This is a genomic window from Embleya sp. NPDC050154 (assembly GCF_044460165.1).
GTDB lineage: Bacteria > Actinomycetota > Actinomycetes > Streptomycetales > Streptomycetaceae > Embleya.
Genome location: NZ_JBITJP010000006.1, coordinates 197429 through 212963, shown reverse-complemented (window position 1 = coordinate 212963; position 15535 = coordinate 197429). Strand labels below are relative to the sequence as shown.

14 protein-coding genes and 1 tRNA gene are annotated in these 15535 nt (G+C 71.4%); 13 read left to right on the top strand and 2 right to left on the bottom strand.

The genetic code is table 11. The annotated features are described in order from the left end of the window. The first annotated feature begins 3 nt into the window (after window positions 1–3). The 10 genes from orn to ppgK all read left to right on the top strand — a co-directional run bounded on the left by orn (window position 4) and on the right by ppgK (window position 11154). Window positions 4–615: an oligoribonuclease gene (orn, locus tag ACIBSV_RS15660; protein ID WP_395863139.1), complete on the top strand. Its 612-nt coding sequence runs from the start codon at window positions 4–6 to the stop codon at window positions 613–615. 97 nt (window positions 616–712) lie between these two features. Continuing rightward, a tRNA-His gene (locus tag ACIBSV_RS15655) sits at window positions 713–788 on the top strand. Window positions 789–961: 173 nt separating this feature from the next. Further along, on the top strand, window positions 962–1264 hold the full coding sequence (locus ACIBSV_RS15650; RefSeq protein WP_020550640.1) for a DUF397 domain-containing protein: 303 nt from the start codon (window positions 962–964) through the stop codon (window positions 1262–1264). A gap of 151 nt (window positions 1265–1415) precedes the next feature. Next, window positions 1416–2075: an ATP-binding cassette domain-containing protein gene (locus tag ACIBSV_RS15645; protein WP_395863137.1), complete on the top strand. Its 660-nt coding sequence runs from the start codon at window positions 1416–1418 to the stop codon at window positions 2073–2075. Continuing rightward, window positions 2075–3436 (top strand): YhgE/Pip domain-containing protein, encoded by a 1362-nt coding sequence (locus ACIBSV_RS15640; protein ID WP_395863135.1) that lies wholly within the window; start codon window positions 2075–2077, stop codon window positions 3434–3436. The genes ACIBSV_RS15645 and ACIBSV_RS15640 overlap by 1 nt, the downstream gene beginning before the upstream one ends. A 142-nt stretch (window positions 3437–3578) precedes the next feature. Continuing rightward, the gene (locus ACIBSV_RS15635) at window positions 3579–5150 is read left to right on the top strand and encodes a tetratricopeptide repeat protein (protein ID WP_395863134.1); all 1572 of its coding nucleotides are present in this window, start codon (window positions 3579–3581) and stop codon (window positions 5148–5150) included. Window positions 5151–5463: 313 nt separating this feature from the next. After that, window positions 5464–6120: an ACT domain-containing protein gene (locus ACIBSV_RS15630; RefSeq protein WP_395863132.1), complete on the top strand. Its 657-nt coding sequence runs from the start codon at window positions 5464–5466 to the stop codon at window positions 6118–6120. Between the two features lie 198 nt (window positions 6121–6318). Next, window positions 6319–7464, top strand: coding sequence for an LCP family protein (locus tag ACIBSV_RS15625; RefSeq protein ID WP_395863130.1), 1146 nt, complete (start codon window positions 6319–6321; stop codon window positions 7462–7464). A gap of 170 nt (window positions 7465–7634) precedes the next feature. Beyond that, window positions 7635–10289 carry a right-handed parallel beta-helix repeat-containing protein gene (locus ACIBSV_RS15620; RefSeq protein ID WP_395863128.1) on the top strand — a complete coding sequence of 885 codons (2655 nt, stop codon included), beginning with the start codon at window positions 7635–7637 and terminating at the stop codon, window positions 10287–10289. A gap of 127 nt (window positions 10290–10416) precedes the next feature. Next, window positions 10417–11154 (top strand): polyphosphate--glucose phosphotransferase, encoded by a 738-nt coding sequence (gene ppgK / locus ACIBSV_RS15615; protein WP_395863126.1) that lies wholly within the window; start codon window positions 10417–10419, stop codon window positions 11152–11154. A gap of 40 nt (window positions 11155–11194) precedes the next feature. On the opposite strand, the gene ACIBSV_RS15610 is transcribed toward ppgK, so the two are convergent. Then, window positions 11195–11788: an exonuclease domain-containing protein gene (locus ACIBSV_RS15610; RefSeq protein ID WP_395863125.1), complete on the bottom strand. Its 594-nt coding sequence runs from the start codon at window positions 11786–11788 to the stop codon at window positions 11195–11197. 97 nt (window positions 11789–11885) lie between these two features. Between ACIBSV_RS15610 and ACIBSV_RS15605 the strand changes: the two genes are divergently transcribed. After that, a complete protein-coding gene (locus ACIBSV_RS15605) occupies window positions 11886–12653 on the top strand; it encodes an SDR family NAD(P)-dependent oxidoreductase (protein WP_395863122.1) in 768 nt (255 codons plus the stop codon). A 117-nt stretch (window positions 12654–12770) separates the two neighbouring features. Continuing rightward, window positions 12771–13376 (top strand): Uma2 family endonuclease, encoded by a 606-nt coding sequence (locus tag ACIBSV_RS15600; protein ID WP_395863120.1) that lies wholly within the window; start codon window positions 12771–12773, stop codon window positions 13374–13376. A gap of 29 nt (window positions 13377–13405) precedes the next feature. Here ACIBSV_RS15600 and ACIBSV_RS15595 read toward each other — a convergent pair whose 3' ends face one another. Then, entirely contained in the window at window positions 13406–14698 is a 1293-nt protein-coding gene (locus tag ACIBSV_RS15595; protein WP_395863118.1) for a metallophosphoesterase, read from the bottom strand. A 272-nt stretch (window positions 14699–14970) separates the two neighbouring features. Between ACIBSV_RS15595 and ACIBSV_RS15590 the strand changes: the two genes are divergently transcribed. Then, on the top strand, window positions 14971–15516 hold the full coding sequence (locus ACIBSV_RS15590; protein ID WP_395863117.1) for a TrmH family RNA methyltransferase: 546 nt from the start codon (window positions 14971–14973) through the stop codon (window positions 15514–15516). Window positions 15517–15535 lie beyond the last annotated feature (19 nt).

Here is a 15535-nt window from a genome sequence, read left to right as displayed (position 1 = left end):
CCTATGAACGACCGCTTGGTCTGGATCGACTGTGAGATGACCGGACTCGACCTGTCCCGGGACGCGTTGGTGGAGGTGGCGGCCCTCGTCACCGACTCCGAACTCAACATCCTGGGCGACGGTGTCGACGTCGTGATCCGCCCGCCCGCCGAGGCGCTGGCCGGCATGCCCGATGTGGTGCGCAAAATGCACACCGCTTCAGGTCTGCTGGAGGAGCTGGAGGCGGGCGTCAGCCTGGCCGAGGCCGAGGCCGAGGTGCTCGCGTACATCAAGAAGTACGTCCCGGACGGTCGCAAGGCGCCGCTGTGCGGCAACTCGATCGGCACCGACCGGGGCTTCCTCGCCCGGGACATGCTCGACCTGGAGAGCTTCCTGCACTACCGGGTGATCGACGTCTCCTCGATCAAGGAACTGGCCCGCCGCTGGTATCCCAGGGTCTACTTCCAGAGTCCGCAGAAGGCCGGCAACCACCGCGCGCTGGCCGACATCCACGAGAGCATCGAGGAACTGCGGTACTACCGCGAGGCGATCTTCGTCCCGGACCCCGGTCCGGACAGCGACACCGCCAAGGCGATCTCGGCCAAGTACGGGCACAAGCCGGCCGAGCGGGCCTGAGAATCCGCCCGGGCGCGGGCTCCCGGAAACCCTGCGGCGAGCAGCCTCCGCGAGCCTGTACACTTTTCCTCGCCGGGACGGAAACGCCTCGGCGATGGTGGGTGTAGCTCAGCTGGTAGAGCACCTGGTTGTGGTCCAGGAAGTCGCGGGTTCAAGTCCCGTCACTCACCCCATACGAGGTCCCGAGACACGCGAGTGTCTCGGGACCTCGCTCGTTGTGCGCCGGGTGCGCCCCCGGCGCCCGGGGATGCGCCCGATGTCGGCGTTCGCGTTGTGTGCGGCGCCGCACGCGGCGTAGCGTGCGGTCACCAAAGCGTCACGCACGCGTCATCGGGAGGTTTCGATCATGAGCACCGGCGAGTCCGAGCAGCCGTCGCGGCAGCAGTTGGACGACGAGAAGGCCGCGCTGTACGCCATGGACATCAGCGGTGTCACGTGGATCGGCTACGGCGAGGACACCACCGGCGAGGGAATCGTGGAGACCGCCGAACTGCCCGGTGGCGGCATGGCGATGCGCAACTCGATCCACCCGGAGGGGCCGATCCTGCGGTTCACCGAGGGCGAGTGGACCGCGTTCGTGCTCGGGGTGCGCGACGGCGAGTTCGACCTGGACCGGCTTGCCGAGCCGCTGCCGGAGCAGCGCGGCTGACGCCTGGTCCCAACCCTCGCCCGACACCGCGCCCGAGCCGCACCTGACGCTTTGTCAGGCGGGCTCACGTGTCATTGTCAGCCATTTCGCCCGTTTGGCAACCTGTGTACCGGTTACTCCTCGGTGGACGTCCACCGACGGAGGGAGACCCGTGTCCACAGCCACCTCCGGGGTGGAGATCAGCGCGGTCGGCCTGGCGGCGCACGGGCCGGACGGCACGATCTTTCGCGACGTCCGGCTGACCGCGCCCGCGGCCGGCCTGACCGTGCTCGTGGGACCCGCCGGCGCCGGCCGCACCTCGCTGCTGCTCGCGCTCGGCGGCCGGTTCCGCACCCACTCGGGCAGCGTGACCGTCGCGGGCAGCCACAGCGCCGCGACCGCCCGGGCGCACACCGCGCTCGCCCGCGCCCGACCCGGTCTGGATCTGGAACCGCACCTGCTCGTGTCCGAGACGGTCGCCGAACGCCGGGCCATCGGCGGCGGCCGGCCCACCGAGCCCGCGCTGACGCGGATGTACGACCTGCTGCGGATCGATCCGCCCGGCCACGTCCTGGTCGAGCACCTGGCCGCGGTCGAGCAGCTGTTGTTCTCGGTCGCGCTGGCCGCGGCCACGCATCCGGGCGCCGTCCTGGTGGACGACGTGGACAGCGGCATCGCCGGCGCCGATCTCTCCCGGGCGTGGCGGGCCCTGCGCGAGCTGGCCGACACCGGCGTCACCGTCGTGGCCACCGCGACCGAGGCGCCGCCCGGCGCCGACGCGGTGGTGGACCTGCCCGGACACCACCTGTATCCGAGAGGCGGTATCGCCTGATGGGTGTGCTGCGCCTGGCCTGGTTCGAACTACGGCGTTTCCGGGGCCCGTTGCCCCGCCTGGTCCCGGTCATGCTGATGCTGGTGCCGACCCTGTACGGCGCGCTGTACCTGTGGTCCAACTGGGATCCGTACGGCCGGCTGAACCAGGTCCCGGTCGCGTTCGTGAACGAGGACCGTCCGGTGGACGTGGGCGGGCAGCACCTGGACGCGGGCGGTCGGCTGACCGAGGTGATCCGGACGGACCGGAACTTCCGGTGGCGGGTCACCGACGCGAAGGACGCCCGCGAGGGACTCGAGGACGGCGACTACCACTTCGTGGTCACCGTGCCCGCGGACTTCAGCGCGACGCTGGCGACCACGACCACGGCGCAGCCCCGGCAGGCGAAGTTGTCCATGACCCTCGACGACGCCAACGGCTTCATCATCGGCAAGATGGCCGAGGTCGCCAAGACGCAGCTCCAGCAGCAGATCTCGGCCACCACGCAGAGCACCCTGGTGCAGCAGTCGTACGGGCAGACCGGAGCGCTCAAGGAGCAATTGGCCCGGTCGGCGGACGGCGCGCGGCAACTGGCGGGCGGCGTGGATGTCGTGCCGCCGGATCAGGTGCGGCAGGGCGCCGAGCGGCTCGCGGGCGACCTGGACGCGTTGAACGCCTCGGTGCCGGCCCCGCCGCCGGCGCAGGACGCCGGTGCCGACGCGCGGGTGCTCGGCGCGCCGGTGCTGATCGAGGTGACGAACACGCATCCGGCGGTGTTGTACGGCCGGGGACTGGCGCCGTTCTTCTTCGGCATCGCGCTGTGGGTGTTCGGTCTGGTCGGGTATCTGCTCCTGCGGCCGTACAACCCGCGCGCGCTCGCGGGCCGGGCGGGCGCGGTCAAGGTGGCGATCGCCGGCTGGTTGCCGGCCGCGGCCCTGGGCCTGCTGGGCGCGTTCGTGCTGTACGCGGTGGTTCAACTCGGGCTCGGCCTGGACGCCGACGATCCGGGCCTGAGTCTGTTGCTGGTCGCGCTGGCCGCGGTGACGTTCGTGGCCATCGCGCAGTTCCTGCGGGCCGCGCTCGGCGCGGTGGGCGACGTGCTGATCCTGGTCCTGCTGATGCTCCAGCTCACCTCGTGCGGCGGGCTGTACCCGGTGACCACGACGCCCGAACCGTTCCAGGCGCTGCATCCGGTGTTGCCGATGACGTACCTGGTGAATGGGTTGCGGGTCACCCTCACGGGTGGCGAGGGCGAGCGTTTGGCGGTCGCCTTCGCGGTGCTCGGCGGGTATTTGGTGGTCGCGCTGATCGCGACCACGTTCGTGGTCCGATACCGGCGGATGTGGACGATGGCGTCACTGAAACCGGCCGTGGAGTTGTGAGCGCGCACTACTGATGGGTCAATGTGCTCCCCCGTACGGTTGTACCGGGGGAGCGCAACCGTGTCGGCTCCGTGCACGTCGCCCACAATCAGGGGGTACCGCGGGTTTGCCACCTGTGGTGGAGGAGGGAGAATCAGCGGCGATGAACGAGCAGGAGATACAGAAACTGAGGGCCGAGGCCGAGACCCGGGTGCGGGAACTCGGGCCCGATCACCCCGCTTCGCTCGACGCGCGCGCCGCGTGGGCCCGGGTGGTCGGTGACGAGGGCAGGCCCGCAGAGGCCGCTCGGATGTTCGGCGAGCTCGCGGGCGACTACGCGCGCGTGCTCGGCGCGCAGCATCCCGACACGCTCCTGGCCCGGCACAACCATGCCTACTGCCTGGGTCTGTCCGGGAACGCGGTCACCGCCGAGTCGCTGGCGCGGGACGTGGCGGCCGATTGTGTCCTGGTGCTCGGTCAGGACGATCCCGAGACGCTGAACGTGCGTGCCGGGTGGGCCCGGTGGATCGGCGAGGCGGGTGATGCCGCGGGTGCGGCCCGGATGTTGCGACCGATCGTGGAGGAGGCGACCGACGCGCTCGGGCCGGTGCACCCGGACACGCTGACCATCCGGCACCAGCACGCGCACTGGGTGGGTCGTTCGGGCGAGACGATCCAGGCGGCCCGGTTGATGGCGGTCGTCGCGGACGAGCGCGGCGAGGTGCACGAGCCGGACGACCCCGCGGCGCTGACCGCCCGTCACGACCGCGCGATGTGGGCGGGGGAGGCCGGCGACGTGTCGGTGGCCCGGGACGCGCTGATGCAGCTCGTCGAGGACGCCACGCGCGTGCTCGGGCCGGATCACCACGACACGCTGGTGATCCGGCACAACCACGCGCACTGGACCGGCGAGTCCGGGGACCCGATGGGCGCCCGGACGCTGCTGACCCAGTTGGTCGCGGACTGCGCCCGAGCGCTCGGCGAGCAACATCCGGACAGCGAGAACGCCCGGCGTGGGCTGATGTGGTGGACGTACGGCCCCAAGGCCAACGATCCGGCGCCGGTGTTCGCCACGGCGGTGGGCAACACCTCGGTACGGGCCGGGCGGCCGGCGAAGGATCCCAAGCCGCCGAAGCCGCCGAAGCCGGCCAAGGCGGCGAAACCGCCGAAGCCGGGTCGATTGTCGAAGGCGAAGCGGCTCGAACCGGCACCTTCGGAGGCCGGCGGACCCCCCGTGTCGGCGGAGGTCGCCGCGTCGATGCCGGCCGCCCAGGCGGCGGCCGGCGAGGTGGTCTCGGTGGGGGCCTCGGCCGCCGTGCCGTCTCCCGCGGAACCGGACGGGGACGTCACCGCGTTCGCCCCGATGGCCGGGCTCACCCCGGACACCGAGGAGAACGCGGCGGTGTCGGCCGCGCCGGGCGTACGGACGGGCCCGATCAAGGACGCGGACGTGGATCCGGATGCCGACGTGGACGCGGAGGCGGGCCGACCGGTCGTCGGGGTCGCCGCGAAGACGCCCGAACCGGCGGAGAGCGCGGTGACCCGGGTGACGAGCGTGGCGCCCGACGACGAGCCGACGCACGTCAGTGCGCCGGCTCGTCCGGCGGAGCCGGCGGCGGGCTCGGGGTCGGAGCCGGAGGCTGCCGCGGTTGTCGAGTCGGATGAATCGGATGAGCCGGACGGGCCGGACGAGTCCGCCCGAGATTCGGCCGGGAAGCTCGACAAGAAGAAGTAGTCACGACGTGTGCGGGGCGCCACCGGATGGTTCGGTGGCGCCCCGCACGCGTGTCCGACCGGTGGATCGCGCGTCGGCGTTCCGGCCCCGGAACGGCCGTACCTCGACGCCGAGTTCGCGATGGGCCGGATCGGCCGCGAACCGACACCCGGGGCGGTGTCGATGGGAGCCTTGGGTACGGACGTTGCGGGAGTGTGCCGGCCCTGTTTCTGATGGGTTGTCAAACGATCACTTTGGACCGTCATATGTACGCAACGTGATCGAAACGGGGAAGAGTCAGGATACAAGGGCAGGTCGATGGAGGAGGTGTCGCGTGCTGTACCGACTGAGGGTGTCGCTGCCGGATCGGCCCGGATCGCTCGCGCGGGTGACGCAACTGCTGGGCGCGGCAGGCGCCGACGTGATGCAGATGACCGTGCTCGAACAACACGGCGGTCGCGCGGTCGACGAGTTCACCGTCTCCTGGGCGGGCGAGCGGGACATCGCAGCGCTGGTTGCGGCGATGGAGCGATCGGTGGGAGTGCGGGTCGAGGGCTGCTGGGCGGCCGGCGAGGTGCCCGGGTCGGCACCGGAGCTGGACGTGCTCGGCCAGGTGGCGCGCGATCCGGGGCGGGCGGTGGCCACGCTGATCGACGCCGCGCCCACGCTCTTCCACGCGGACTGGGCGGTCGCCACCCGGGGCGGGCGCGGCCGGCAGCTGGTGCACCAGAGCTGGCGGGCCCCGGAGGCGCCGGCGCTGCCCGCGCTCACCCCGATGCGCCCGTTGGCCTTCGCCTACGAGGGTGACGCGAGCGGCCACGGCGCGGCCGCACCGATCGGCGCCTCGTGGTTGACCCTGTACGTGGTCCGCCACGAGGGTCCGGCCTTCCATCGCACCGAACTCGAACGCCTCGGCCGCATCGTCGACGTGGCCCTCGGCGTCCTCGGCGACCGGGCCGCCGCCAAGGCCACGGGCACGACCGCGCCGTAACCCGGCCCGCCACCACCCGGCGGCCCGCCCCGTTTCGACGCCTTCGGAGGGATTGCCGGTGATGGGGGGTGGAAACCAATTGGCGTCATTCGGCGTGTAACGATCGGAAGAACGTATGATTGTGTAATTGTGCGCGCACTTCGGGCCATCGAGCCGCGCGCACATCGAGCGCGGGGGCCCGACGAAGGCGACGACGACGTGCAGGACAAGGATGAGACGTCCCCGGCGGCATCGGCCGTTCCGGGGACGTCGGCCGAGGAGCCGGGGCAGGAGAGCCCCAGCCGCATAGAACGGCGCGCCCGGGACCGGCGACGCCGCCGGCGGCGCATCCTCGGTTGGACCGCCGGCGGGCTCGTCGCCGTCCTGCTCGCCGCCGGCGGCTTCGGCTGGTGGCTGTACGACCGCCTCAACGGCAACATCCGCACGCAGGACTTCGCCGACCAGCTCACCGATCGTCCGCCGCCCACCGGCGGCCTGAACGTGCTGCTGGTGGGGTCCGACTCGCGGGCCGGCGAAAATGCCGCGTACGGGCAGGACGACGGCGGCAGCCAGCGCTCGGACACCACGATCCTGCTGCACGTGCCGGAGGGCCGGAAGAGCGCGACCGCGGTCAGCTTCCCGCGCGACCTGATGGTGAACGTGCCTTCGTGCCGGACCGCCGCGGGTGGCACCGAGCGCGCCTACTTCGGCCAGTTCAACAGCGCGATGGAGGTCGGCGGCGTGCCGTGTGTGGCAGCCACCGTGGAACGGCTCACCGGCGCGCGCATCGACCACCAGATCACCATCGACTTCACCGGCTTCAAGAAGGTCGTGGACGCGCTCGGCGGTGTACCGATGCACATCGCCCAGCCGATCGACGACAAGGCCGCGCATCTGCAACTGCCCGCCGGCGACGTCAACCTCAACGGCGAGCAGGCGCTCGGCTTCGTCCGGGTGCGCAAGAGCATGGGTGACGGCAGCGACATCCAGCGGATCGCCCGCCAGCAGGAGTTCCTCAAGGCGCTGATCAAGAAGGTCCAGGACGAGAACCTGCTGACCAACCCGGCCAAGGCGTACAACGTGATGGACGCCGCGACCAAGGCGATCACCACCGACTCCGGGATCAACTCGTTGGTCAGCCTGTACGACTTCGCCAACGGCCTGCGCGGCATCCCGCTGGACAGGATCAACTTCACCACGCCGCCGCTGACCGACTACGCGCCGGACCCCAACCGCGTCGCGCTCAAGCAGCCCGAGGCCGCGCAACTGTTCACCGCACTGCGCGACGGCGCTCCGGCGCCGGTACCCACCGCGACCGGAATGGCCTCGCCGGGTGGCACGAATCAGGGCACTGCGGGGCGATAACCGTCACCGGGCCGTGACCCCTGGTCGTTGAACTGTACGGTGCAGGGGTTCGCCGACGACGCAGCGACCGGGCCCTCCGGGCAGACCCGGTCATGGGGCCGCCCGCGACGCTTTACGGTGGACTCGCGAGGGTGCTGGGTGCGGACCGAGGGGCTGGTGGCAGGGGCGCCATGACGGGTCGGGTTCTTCAGGTGGTGCAGGGCACTCGTTGGCGACGACGCACGGGTGAGTACACCTCGATCTCAGCCGCGGTGGGCGCGGCGGCGGCGGGTGACTCGATCCTGGTCGCGCCGGGGACGTACCGCGAGGACGTGTCGATCGCCGTCCCGGTGACGGTGGTCGGATCGGACGGGCCGGGGACGGTGGTGCTGACCGCCGCCGACGGCGTCGCGCTGACGATCACCTCGGACGCGGCCGTCCACGGGCTGGTCGTCGAGGGCGGCGCGGGCGTGCTTTCGCCCGCGATCGTGATCGAGGGCTGCGCGCCGATATTGGAGGAGTGCGTGGTCCGGGCCGCCTCCGTGGTCGGGGTCGAACTGCGCGCGGGCGCGGACCCGATGGTGCGCCGCTGCCGGGTGAGCAACCCGCAGGGTGTGGGCATCGGGGTCACCGGTCGCTCGCGCGGCACCTTCGAGGACTGCGAGATCGGCGATACCGGGCGCGAGGGCTTCGACGTCCGCGAGGGCAGCGCGCCGACGTTGCGTCGCGGCCGGGTCCGGGACGCGTCCGGGCACGGGCTGCGGTTCACCGGCCCGGGTACCACGGGCAGTGTGCAGGAGTGCGAGATCCACGACGGCTCGGACGCGGAGCCGGCGGTGTTCGTCGGCGACCAAGCCTCGCCGCATCTGACCGGCCTGCACATCCACGACGTGGGCGGCGGCGGGATCTGCGTCGCGGGCGGCGCCGCGCCGATCATCGCCGACTCGCGGATCGAGCGGGTCGGCTGGGCGGGCATCTCGGTCGGCGGCCAGGGCAGCGCCGGATCGCTCTCGCGTACGGAGATCACCTCGGTCAAGGGCACCGGCGTCCAGGCCGACGACCTGGCCACGTTCTCGCTCGACGACTGCACGATCCGCGACGCCGAGGGCAACGGCGTCTCCGTCGACCGCGGCGCCAACCTGACCCTGGTCGGCTGTCGGCTGCGCGACATGGGCCGCAACGGCGTCGACGTGCACGGTCACTCCGAGGTCACCCTCAGCGGCTGCACGATCCGCAGCTTCGGCCGCAACGGGCTCTCGCTCGCCGACCACGGCGCCCGCGCGTCCGCGATCGACTGCGAGTTCCACGACTCCACCGGCGGCAAGCCGGCCGTGTGGGTCGCCGACGGCGCGGACGCGGCGCTGGGCGAGTGCCGCATCCACGACGTGTTGGACGGGGTCAAGGTGGCCGGCTCCGGTACCGGCCTGTCCATGCACGACTGCGAGATCCACGACGTGGACGAGACCGGCATCGGGATCGGCGCGGGCGCGGTGGTCTCGGTCAAGTCCTGCAAGGTGCGCAAGGCCACCACGGGCGTGTGGTTCATGGAGTCGGACTGCGGCGGGATCATCGCCGACTGCACGATCGAGGACACCACGGACGGCGTCTCGGTCACCGGCGCGGCCGGGCCCACGGTGCGCCGGGTCCGGGTGGACCGGGCGTCCGGTGAGGGCATCCGGATCGCCGGTGGCGGGCGCGGCGACTTCGAGGACTGCGAGGTGCTCGGCGGGCGCGGCTACGGCGTCAACGTGCGCGAGGGCTGCCATCCGGTGTTCACCCGCTGCACCACGCGCGACAACGCCAAGGGCGGGTTCGAGTTCGCCGGCCCGGGGCCGGTGGCGGTCGAATGCACGTCGCAGGGTGACGGGGCCGGCAGCGGTCAGTCGCCGGCCGCCGGCGGCATCCTGGGTACGCCGAGCCCGATCAAGGCGGCCGACGCGCAGCCGCAGGGCGTGGCCAAGCTCACCGCGACGCTGCCGATCCCGGGCGCGCGGGACGGTGCGGCCGCCGACGAGGCCGCCGCCGACGCGCCCGCGCGCGCGGTGGACGAACTGCTCGCCGAACTCGACGGCCTGGTCGGCCTGGCCGGCGTCAAGGCCGAGGTGCGCAACCTGATCGACCTGATCTCGGTCGGCCGGCGGCGCGAGGAGGCCGGACTCAAGGCACCCACGCTGCGCCGGCACCTGGTCTTCACCGGCTCCCCGGGCACCGGCAAGACCACGGTGGCCCGGCTGTACGGCGAGATCGCCAAGGCGTTGGGCGTGTTGCGGATGGGCCACCTGGTCGAGGTCTCCCGGGTGGACCTGGTCGGTGAACACATCGGCTCGACCGCGCCGCGCACCAAGGAGGTCTTCGACCGGGCCCGGGGCGGCGTGTTGTTCATCGACGAGGCGTACAGCCTGGCCCCGGCGGACCCCTCGCGCGACTTCGGCCGCGAGGCGATCGACACGCTGGTGAAGCTGATGGAGGACCACCGCGACGACGTCGTGGTGATCGTGGCCGGCTACACCGACGAGATGGAGCGCTTCCTGGGCGCGAACCCGGGCTTCGGGTCCCGGTTCTCGCGCACCATCACGTTCCAGGACTACTCGGCCGACGACCTGGTCGAGATCACCCGCAAGCAGGTGCGCGAGCACGAGTACGTGCTCACCGACGACGCGTGCGACGCGCTGCTGGGCTACTTCCGCCGGCTCCCGCGCGGGGCCGCGTTCGGCAACGCGCGCGAGGCGCGGCGTACGTTCGAGGCGATGATCGAGCGACACGCGACCCGGTTGGCCCAACTGCCCGGTGCGGGCATGGAGGAGCTGCGCACGCTGCATCCGGAGGATCTGCCCGAGCTGCGGTGAATCGGCCCGCGTCGGCGGGGTAACCGCCGGTGGACGCGGTCGCCCCGGGCCGCGTTGTGGAGAGTGTGCGCAGGGTGTGGACGGTGTGCACGGCTTTGGATGGTTTGCGACGGCGAAGGAGCCTCACGTGCCGGTCATGGGCATCGACATCGGCGGGACCGGGATCAAGGGCGCACCGGTGGACGCCGGCGCCGGGCGGCTGACCCACGAGCGGGTGCGCCTGCTCACTCCCGAACCGTCCGAACCGCGGGCGGTGATCGGTGTGGTCCGCGAGGTGCTGGAGCAGTTCGCCGACACCCAGGGGCCGGTCGGCATCACCTTCCCGGGTGTGGTCCGGGACGGTATCGTGCGCACCGCCGCGAACGTGGACAAGTCGTGGATCGACCTGGACGCCGACGCGCTGTTCTCCGCGACGCTGGGGCGGCCGGTGTCGATGGTCAACGACGCGGACGCCGCCGGGGTGGCCGAGATGCGGTTCGGCGCGGGCGCGGGCCACGCCGGCACCGTGCTGATGTTGACCTTCGGCACCGGAATCGGCAGCGCGCTGTTCGTGGACGGAAAGTTGGTGCCCAACACCGAGCTGGGCCACCTGGAGCTGGACGGGCACGAGGCCGAGCACCGGGCCTCGGCGGTGGCCCGCGAGACGCACGACCTGTCCTGGGAGAAGTGGGCCGGGCGCGTGCAGGACTACCTGCGACACGTGGAGATGCTCTTCTCGCCGTCGCTGATCATCATCGGCGGCGGGATCAGCAAGAAGCCGGAGAGGTTCCTGCCGTACATCAAGATCCGGGCCGACCTGGTCCCCGCGAAGCTGCACAACGACGCGGGGATCGTGGGCGCGGCGATGCTGGTGACCGGCGACTAGGCCCTGTCCGGCGGATCTTGGTGGGTCCGCCGGACAGGGCCTAGACGTCGGCGCCGGTGTCGACGGCGGTCGGGCGGTTCCGGCGTGGGGCGCGCAGGACGCCGCCGAGCAGTGCGGCGATGTTCCACGCGTCGTCGACGCCTCGGTGGTGGGTGCCTTCGAGCGGGATGCCGGCGTGCTTCAGGGCGCCGGCCATGCCGAGTTCGCGGTCCAGGCCGTGCGCGAGCGAGTACAGCGACTTGGCGTTGAGGTGGCGGGTGCCGAACGGGTACGGGACGCCCTCGGCGGCGCATTGCCGCTCGAACTGCTGCCGGTCGTACTCGCCCCAACTCGCCCACATGCGCTGATGCGCCTTGAACTCGGCGCGCAGCAGGGCGCACGCGTCGGCGAAGGGCAGGCCGGCGTCCACGTCCGCCTGGGTCAGCGTGGTCAGTTCGGTGCAGAACGCGCCGACGGTGGAGTGGGTCGGACGCACCAGGATGCCGTGTCGGTCGACACGCTCCCCGGTGGCGATGTCGAAGGTGGCGAGGCCGATCTCGATGATCTCGTTGCGCTGTCCCTCGGGAGTCGGGCCGTCCCAGCAGGTCGCCTCGACGTCGATCACCAGGAGCAGGTCCATCAGTCGTTTTGCCATGCCGGTCAGCAGAGCATCCTCGGCGACGTGCTACCACTGGTTTTGTTCTGACGGTATGTCAGATGTCGAGTCCACCCGTCCACGGAGGAGATAAGAAATGGGTACGCACAAGACATCACCCGAGACCGGCGTCGTGATCACCGGCGGTGCCTCGGGCATCGGGCGGGCCACCGCGCGGGCGCTGGCCGCCACCGGGCGCCCGGTCGCGCTGTGGGACATCGCCGCGGGTCCGGTCGAGGAGGCCGCCAAGGAGATCGAGGCCGAGCACGGTGTGCGGGCGCTCGGTCTGGCCCTGGACGTCACCGACACCGAGGCGTACCCGGGCGCGATCCAGGCCTCGGCCGAGGCGCTGGGCACCATCGGCGGCTTCGTGCACGCGGCGGGCATCGTCGACTCGACCCCGATCACCGAGGTCACCGCCGAGAACTGGGACCGCGTCCTGGACGTCAACCTGCGTTCGTTCGCGCTGCTGGTCCAGGCGCTCACCCCGCACCTGCGCGAACACGCCGGTTCCGCGATCGTGGGCATCGCCTCGCTCAACGCGATCGTCGGCAACGCGCTCAACCCGTCCTACTGCGCGTCGAAGTCCGGCATGCTCGGCCTGAACCGCTCGATCGCCGCCAAGCTCGCCGAGTACCACATCCGCAGCAACGTGGTCTGCCCCGGCTACGTGGAGACCCCGATGCTGGCCCGCTCCTTCGCCCGCCCCGGCACCCGCGAGCGCATGGAGAACAGCTCCCCGCTGGGCAGGCTGGGGCGCCCGGAGGAAATCGCCGGCGCGATCCGCTTCCTGCTGAGCGACGAGGCGTCCTTCGTGACGGGCACACACTTGATGGTGGACGGCGGGATGACGGAGACGGTCTGATCGATCGGGGCAGGGCCGGCTCCCGAAGGGACGTCGCCCTGCCCCGAGTGTTCATGATCGTGATTCGGGAAACCGGGCATACGGCAGATCAATCCCTGACAAAGTGGTGGTGATCCTGTGGATGAGGAAGCCGAGCGTTCGGGAGAGATTGTGCAACCCGCCTTCGACCACGAGTGGACTGCCGACGACGTGATCGCCGCTCAGGAGACCTCGCCATACCGCATCGAACTCCTGGACGGCGTTCTGATGATGTCTCCGGCGCCCAGGCTGCGCCACCAACGTGTGTCTTCGACGCTGTCGGGCCGTTTCGAACAGGTGGCAGCCGACTCCGGGGTCGCCGTCATGGTCTTCGAGAACGTCAATGTTCGTCGAGGAGAGCGGGACTTGCTCCAGCCCGATATCGCCGTGGTGACTCGTGCTGCCGGGATAGAGGGTCTCGAAGCGGACGAGGTGGCTTTCGCCCCCGAAGACGTGCTCCTGGCCGTCGAGATTCTCTCGCCCGGCCACGAGGGCGCCGACCGCATCGACAAGCTCGCCAGGTACGCCGAGTGGGCGATCGCGTCCTACTGGGTCGTGGACCCGAAAGCCCTGACCGTCGAGACCTACACACTCGACGGAGACGAGTACGTGCCCTCGGGTACCGCCAAGCCGGGCGTCGTCACCACGCTTCCCGCGTTTGCGCCGGTCGCCCTCGATCCGGGCACGTTGCTGCGGATGCGGTGACGGGGATGGGTACGGGTGGTTCGGCTTCGCTACTTCGGGTGCAGTTCGACCACCGTGACCTCCGGGGGTGCGCCGAGGCGGACCGGAGGGCCCCAGAAGCCGGCGCCTCTGGTGATGTAGAGCATCGTGTCGTCGACCCGGTGCAGCCCGGCGACGGCCGGCTGGTCGAGCTTGACCAGGAATTGCACCGGGAACATCTGGCCGCCGTGGGTGTGGCCGGAGAGTTGTACGTCTACGTCGTACCTGGCGGCGTCGTCCACCTGGACCGGCTGGTGGGCGAGGAGCACCACCGGGCGGGACGGGTCGCGGTTGCCCAGTGCCTTGGCGAAGTTCGGGCCGTCGTGGTGCGACTTGCCGGTCACGTCGTTGACGCCGGCCAGATCGAAGGCGGCGCCGCCCCGAGCGATCTCCAGCCGGTCGTTGGCCAGCGTGTGGACGTTCAACTCGGCGAGTTCGGCGACCCAGTCCGCCGCGCCGGACATGTAGTCGTGGTTGCCGGTGACGAAGAAGCTGCCGTATCGGCTGGTCAGCCGCCGCAACGGCTCGGCGTCGTCGCCCAGTTGCCCGGCCGTGCCGTCGGCGAGGTCGCCGACGATGGCGACCAGGTCGGGGTTGGTCCGATTGATCGTCTCCACCACTCGCGTGGTGTGCGCACGCCCGAGCAGCGGGCCCAGGTGGATGTCGCCGACCACCGCGATCCGGAAGCCGGCCAGGCGCGGATCGAGCCGTGCGACCGGTATCCGCACCCGCACCGTGCGCGGCGCGCCCAGGGCCTGGGTCATCCCGTAGCCGACCGCGCTCATCGAGGTGCCCGCCGCCAACAGCGCGACCGAGCGGCTCAGCACCAGGCGCCGATCCGGCCCCAGCGGCGTGCCCGACGCGGCGACCGGCGACCCGGCGTCGGACCGGGCGTCAAGCTCCGCGACCTCGCCGACGGCATCCCCGTCGGCACCGACCGCGACCGGGACCGAGCGCGGCACCTCCGCCGGCCGCTCACCCGCCCCGCGCCGCCGCAGCGCCCGCAGCGCGAGCACCCGAGGCACCTCGAGCACCCCGAGCGCCATCACCACGTACAACAGCAGCGCCATCCAGACGAAGCCCGGCCACGCGATCCATTCCGTGCCGCGCGGGCCGAACACCTTGGGCAGCACCAGCGCGCCCGCCATCGACACCCCGAGCGCGATCACCACGCCCGCGCCGACTCGTCGCACCAGCCCCGACCGGGTGGTGTCGCGCACGAGTCGCCGCCACACGTAGAGGTGCACGCCGACCAGCAGCGCGAGCACGGCGACGGCCGCGATGATCACCAGGACAACGGTCAAGGGGGACTCCCGGGTGCATGGATGGTTCCCGGGAAGCGTGTCACGCCCGCGCCGGCGCCGGCATCCGGCTCGCGGAGTATCCGAGGTTGCTCCCGCAGGAGCAACGCGACGCCGTTGCCCGTATCCTGACGCGGTAGTGACACACCCGACGATGGCCCGGTCACGCCGCGAAGTGGCCCACTCGTGAAGCGAATCGAGAACAGCGACGACATGTCGCACCGCACCGATCGGGCTCGGCGGCACCGCGACGGGAGGCACTCCTCCCGGGAGCGATGACCGCGCCCGGCGGGAGGCGCCCGGCCGGCCCCGCGTATCACGTCAACACCCGCGCCGAACTCAAGCGGCAGCGCCGCGGCAAGGCGCACGGCTGCTGGGACCACCTCTATCTCGCGCCGCTGTGGCCCAAGTACGGCGTCAACCTCGGCACCCTCCTGCGCACGTGCGACGCGGTCGGCGCGTGTCTCGTCGTCCCGCGGCTGCCCTGGGTTCCCGAAGCCCTGGCCCGGGGCAACACGCTGCGCCGACCGACCTGCGTGCATCGCGTGGGAAATCCGCTCACCTGGCTGGGCGCCCAACGCGAGCGCGGCGCCCGGGTGGTCGGCGTCGAACTCGCCGACGACGCGGTCCGCCTCGCCGACCTGAAACCCGCCCGCTGTCCCACCATCGCCGTGCTCGGCCACGAGAGCGACGGCATCCCGTTCGAGGCGCTGCCGCACCTCGACGAGATGGTGGAGATTCCGATGGTCGGCACCGGCACCAGTCTCAACGTCGCGGTGGCCGGCTCCCTGGTCGCCTACAAGCTCGCGGGTCTGCTGTGACGGCGGGTTCTATGCTCGA

Coding starts and splice junctions, on each gene's coding strand:
- ACIBSV_RS15650 (WP_020550640.1), top strand. CDS start 962: ATGAGCACCGGCGAGTCCGAGCAGCCGTCGCGGCAGCAGTTGGACGAC.
- ACIBSV_RS15635 (WP_395863134.1), top strand. CDS start 3,579: ATGAACGAGCAGGAGATACAGAAACTGAGGGCCGAGGCCGAGACCCGG.
- ACIBSV_RS15610 (WP_395863125.1), bottom strand. CDS start 11,788: ATGGCAAAACGACTGATGGACCTGCTCCTGGTGATCGACGTCGAGGCG.
- ACIBSV_RS15605 (WP_395863122.1), top strand. CDS start 11,886: ATGGGTACGCACAAGACATCACCCGAGACCGGCGTCGTGATCACCGGC.
- ACIBSV_RS15620 (WP_395863128.1), top strand. CDS start 7,635: ATGACGGGTCGGGTTCTTCAGGTGGTGCAGGGCACTCGTTGGCGACGA.
- ACIBSV_RS15640 (WP_395863135.1), top strand. CDS start 2,075: ATGGGTGTGCTGCGCCTGGCCTGGTTCGAACTACGGCGTTTCCGGGGC.
- orn (WP_395863139.1), top strand. CDS start 4: ATGAACGACCGCTTGGTCTGGATCGACTGTGAGATGACCGGACTCGAC.
- ACIBSV_RS15590 (WP_395863117.1), top strand. CDS start 14,971: ATGACCGCGCCCGGCGGGAGGCGCCCGGCCGGCCCCGCGTATCACGTC.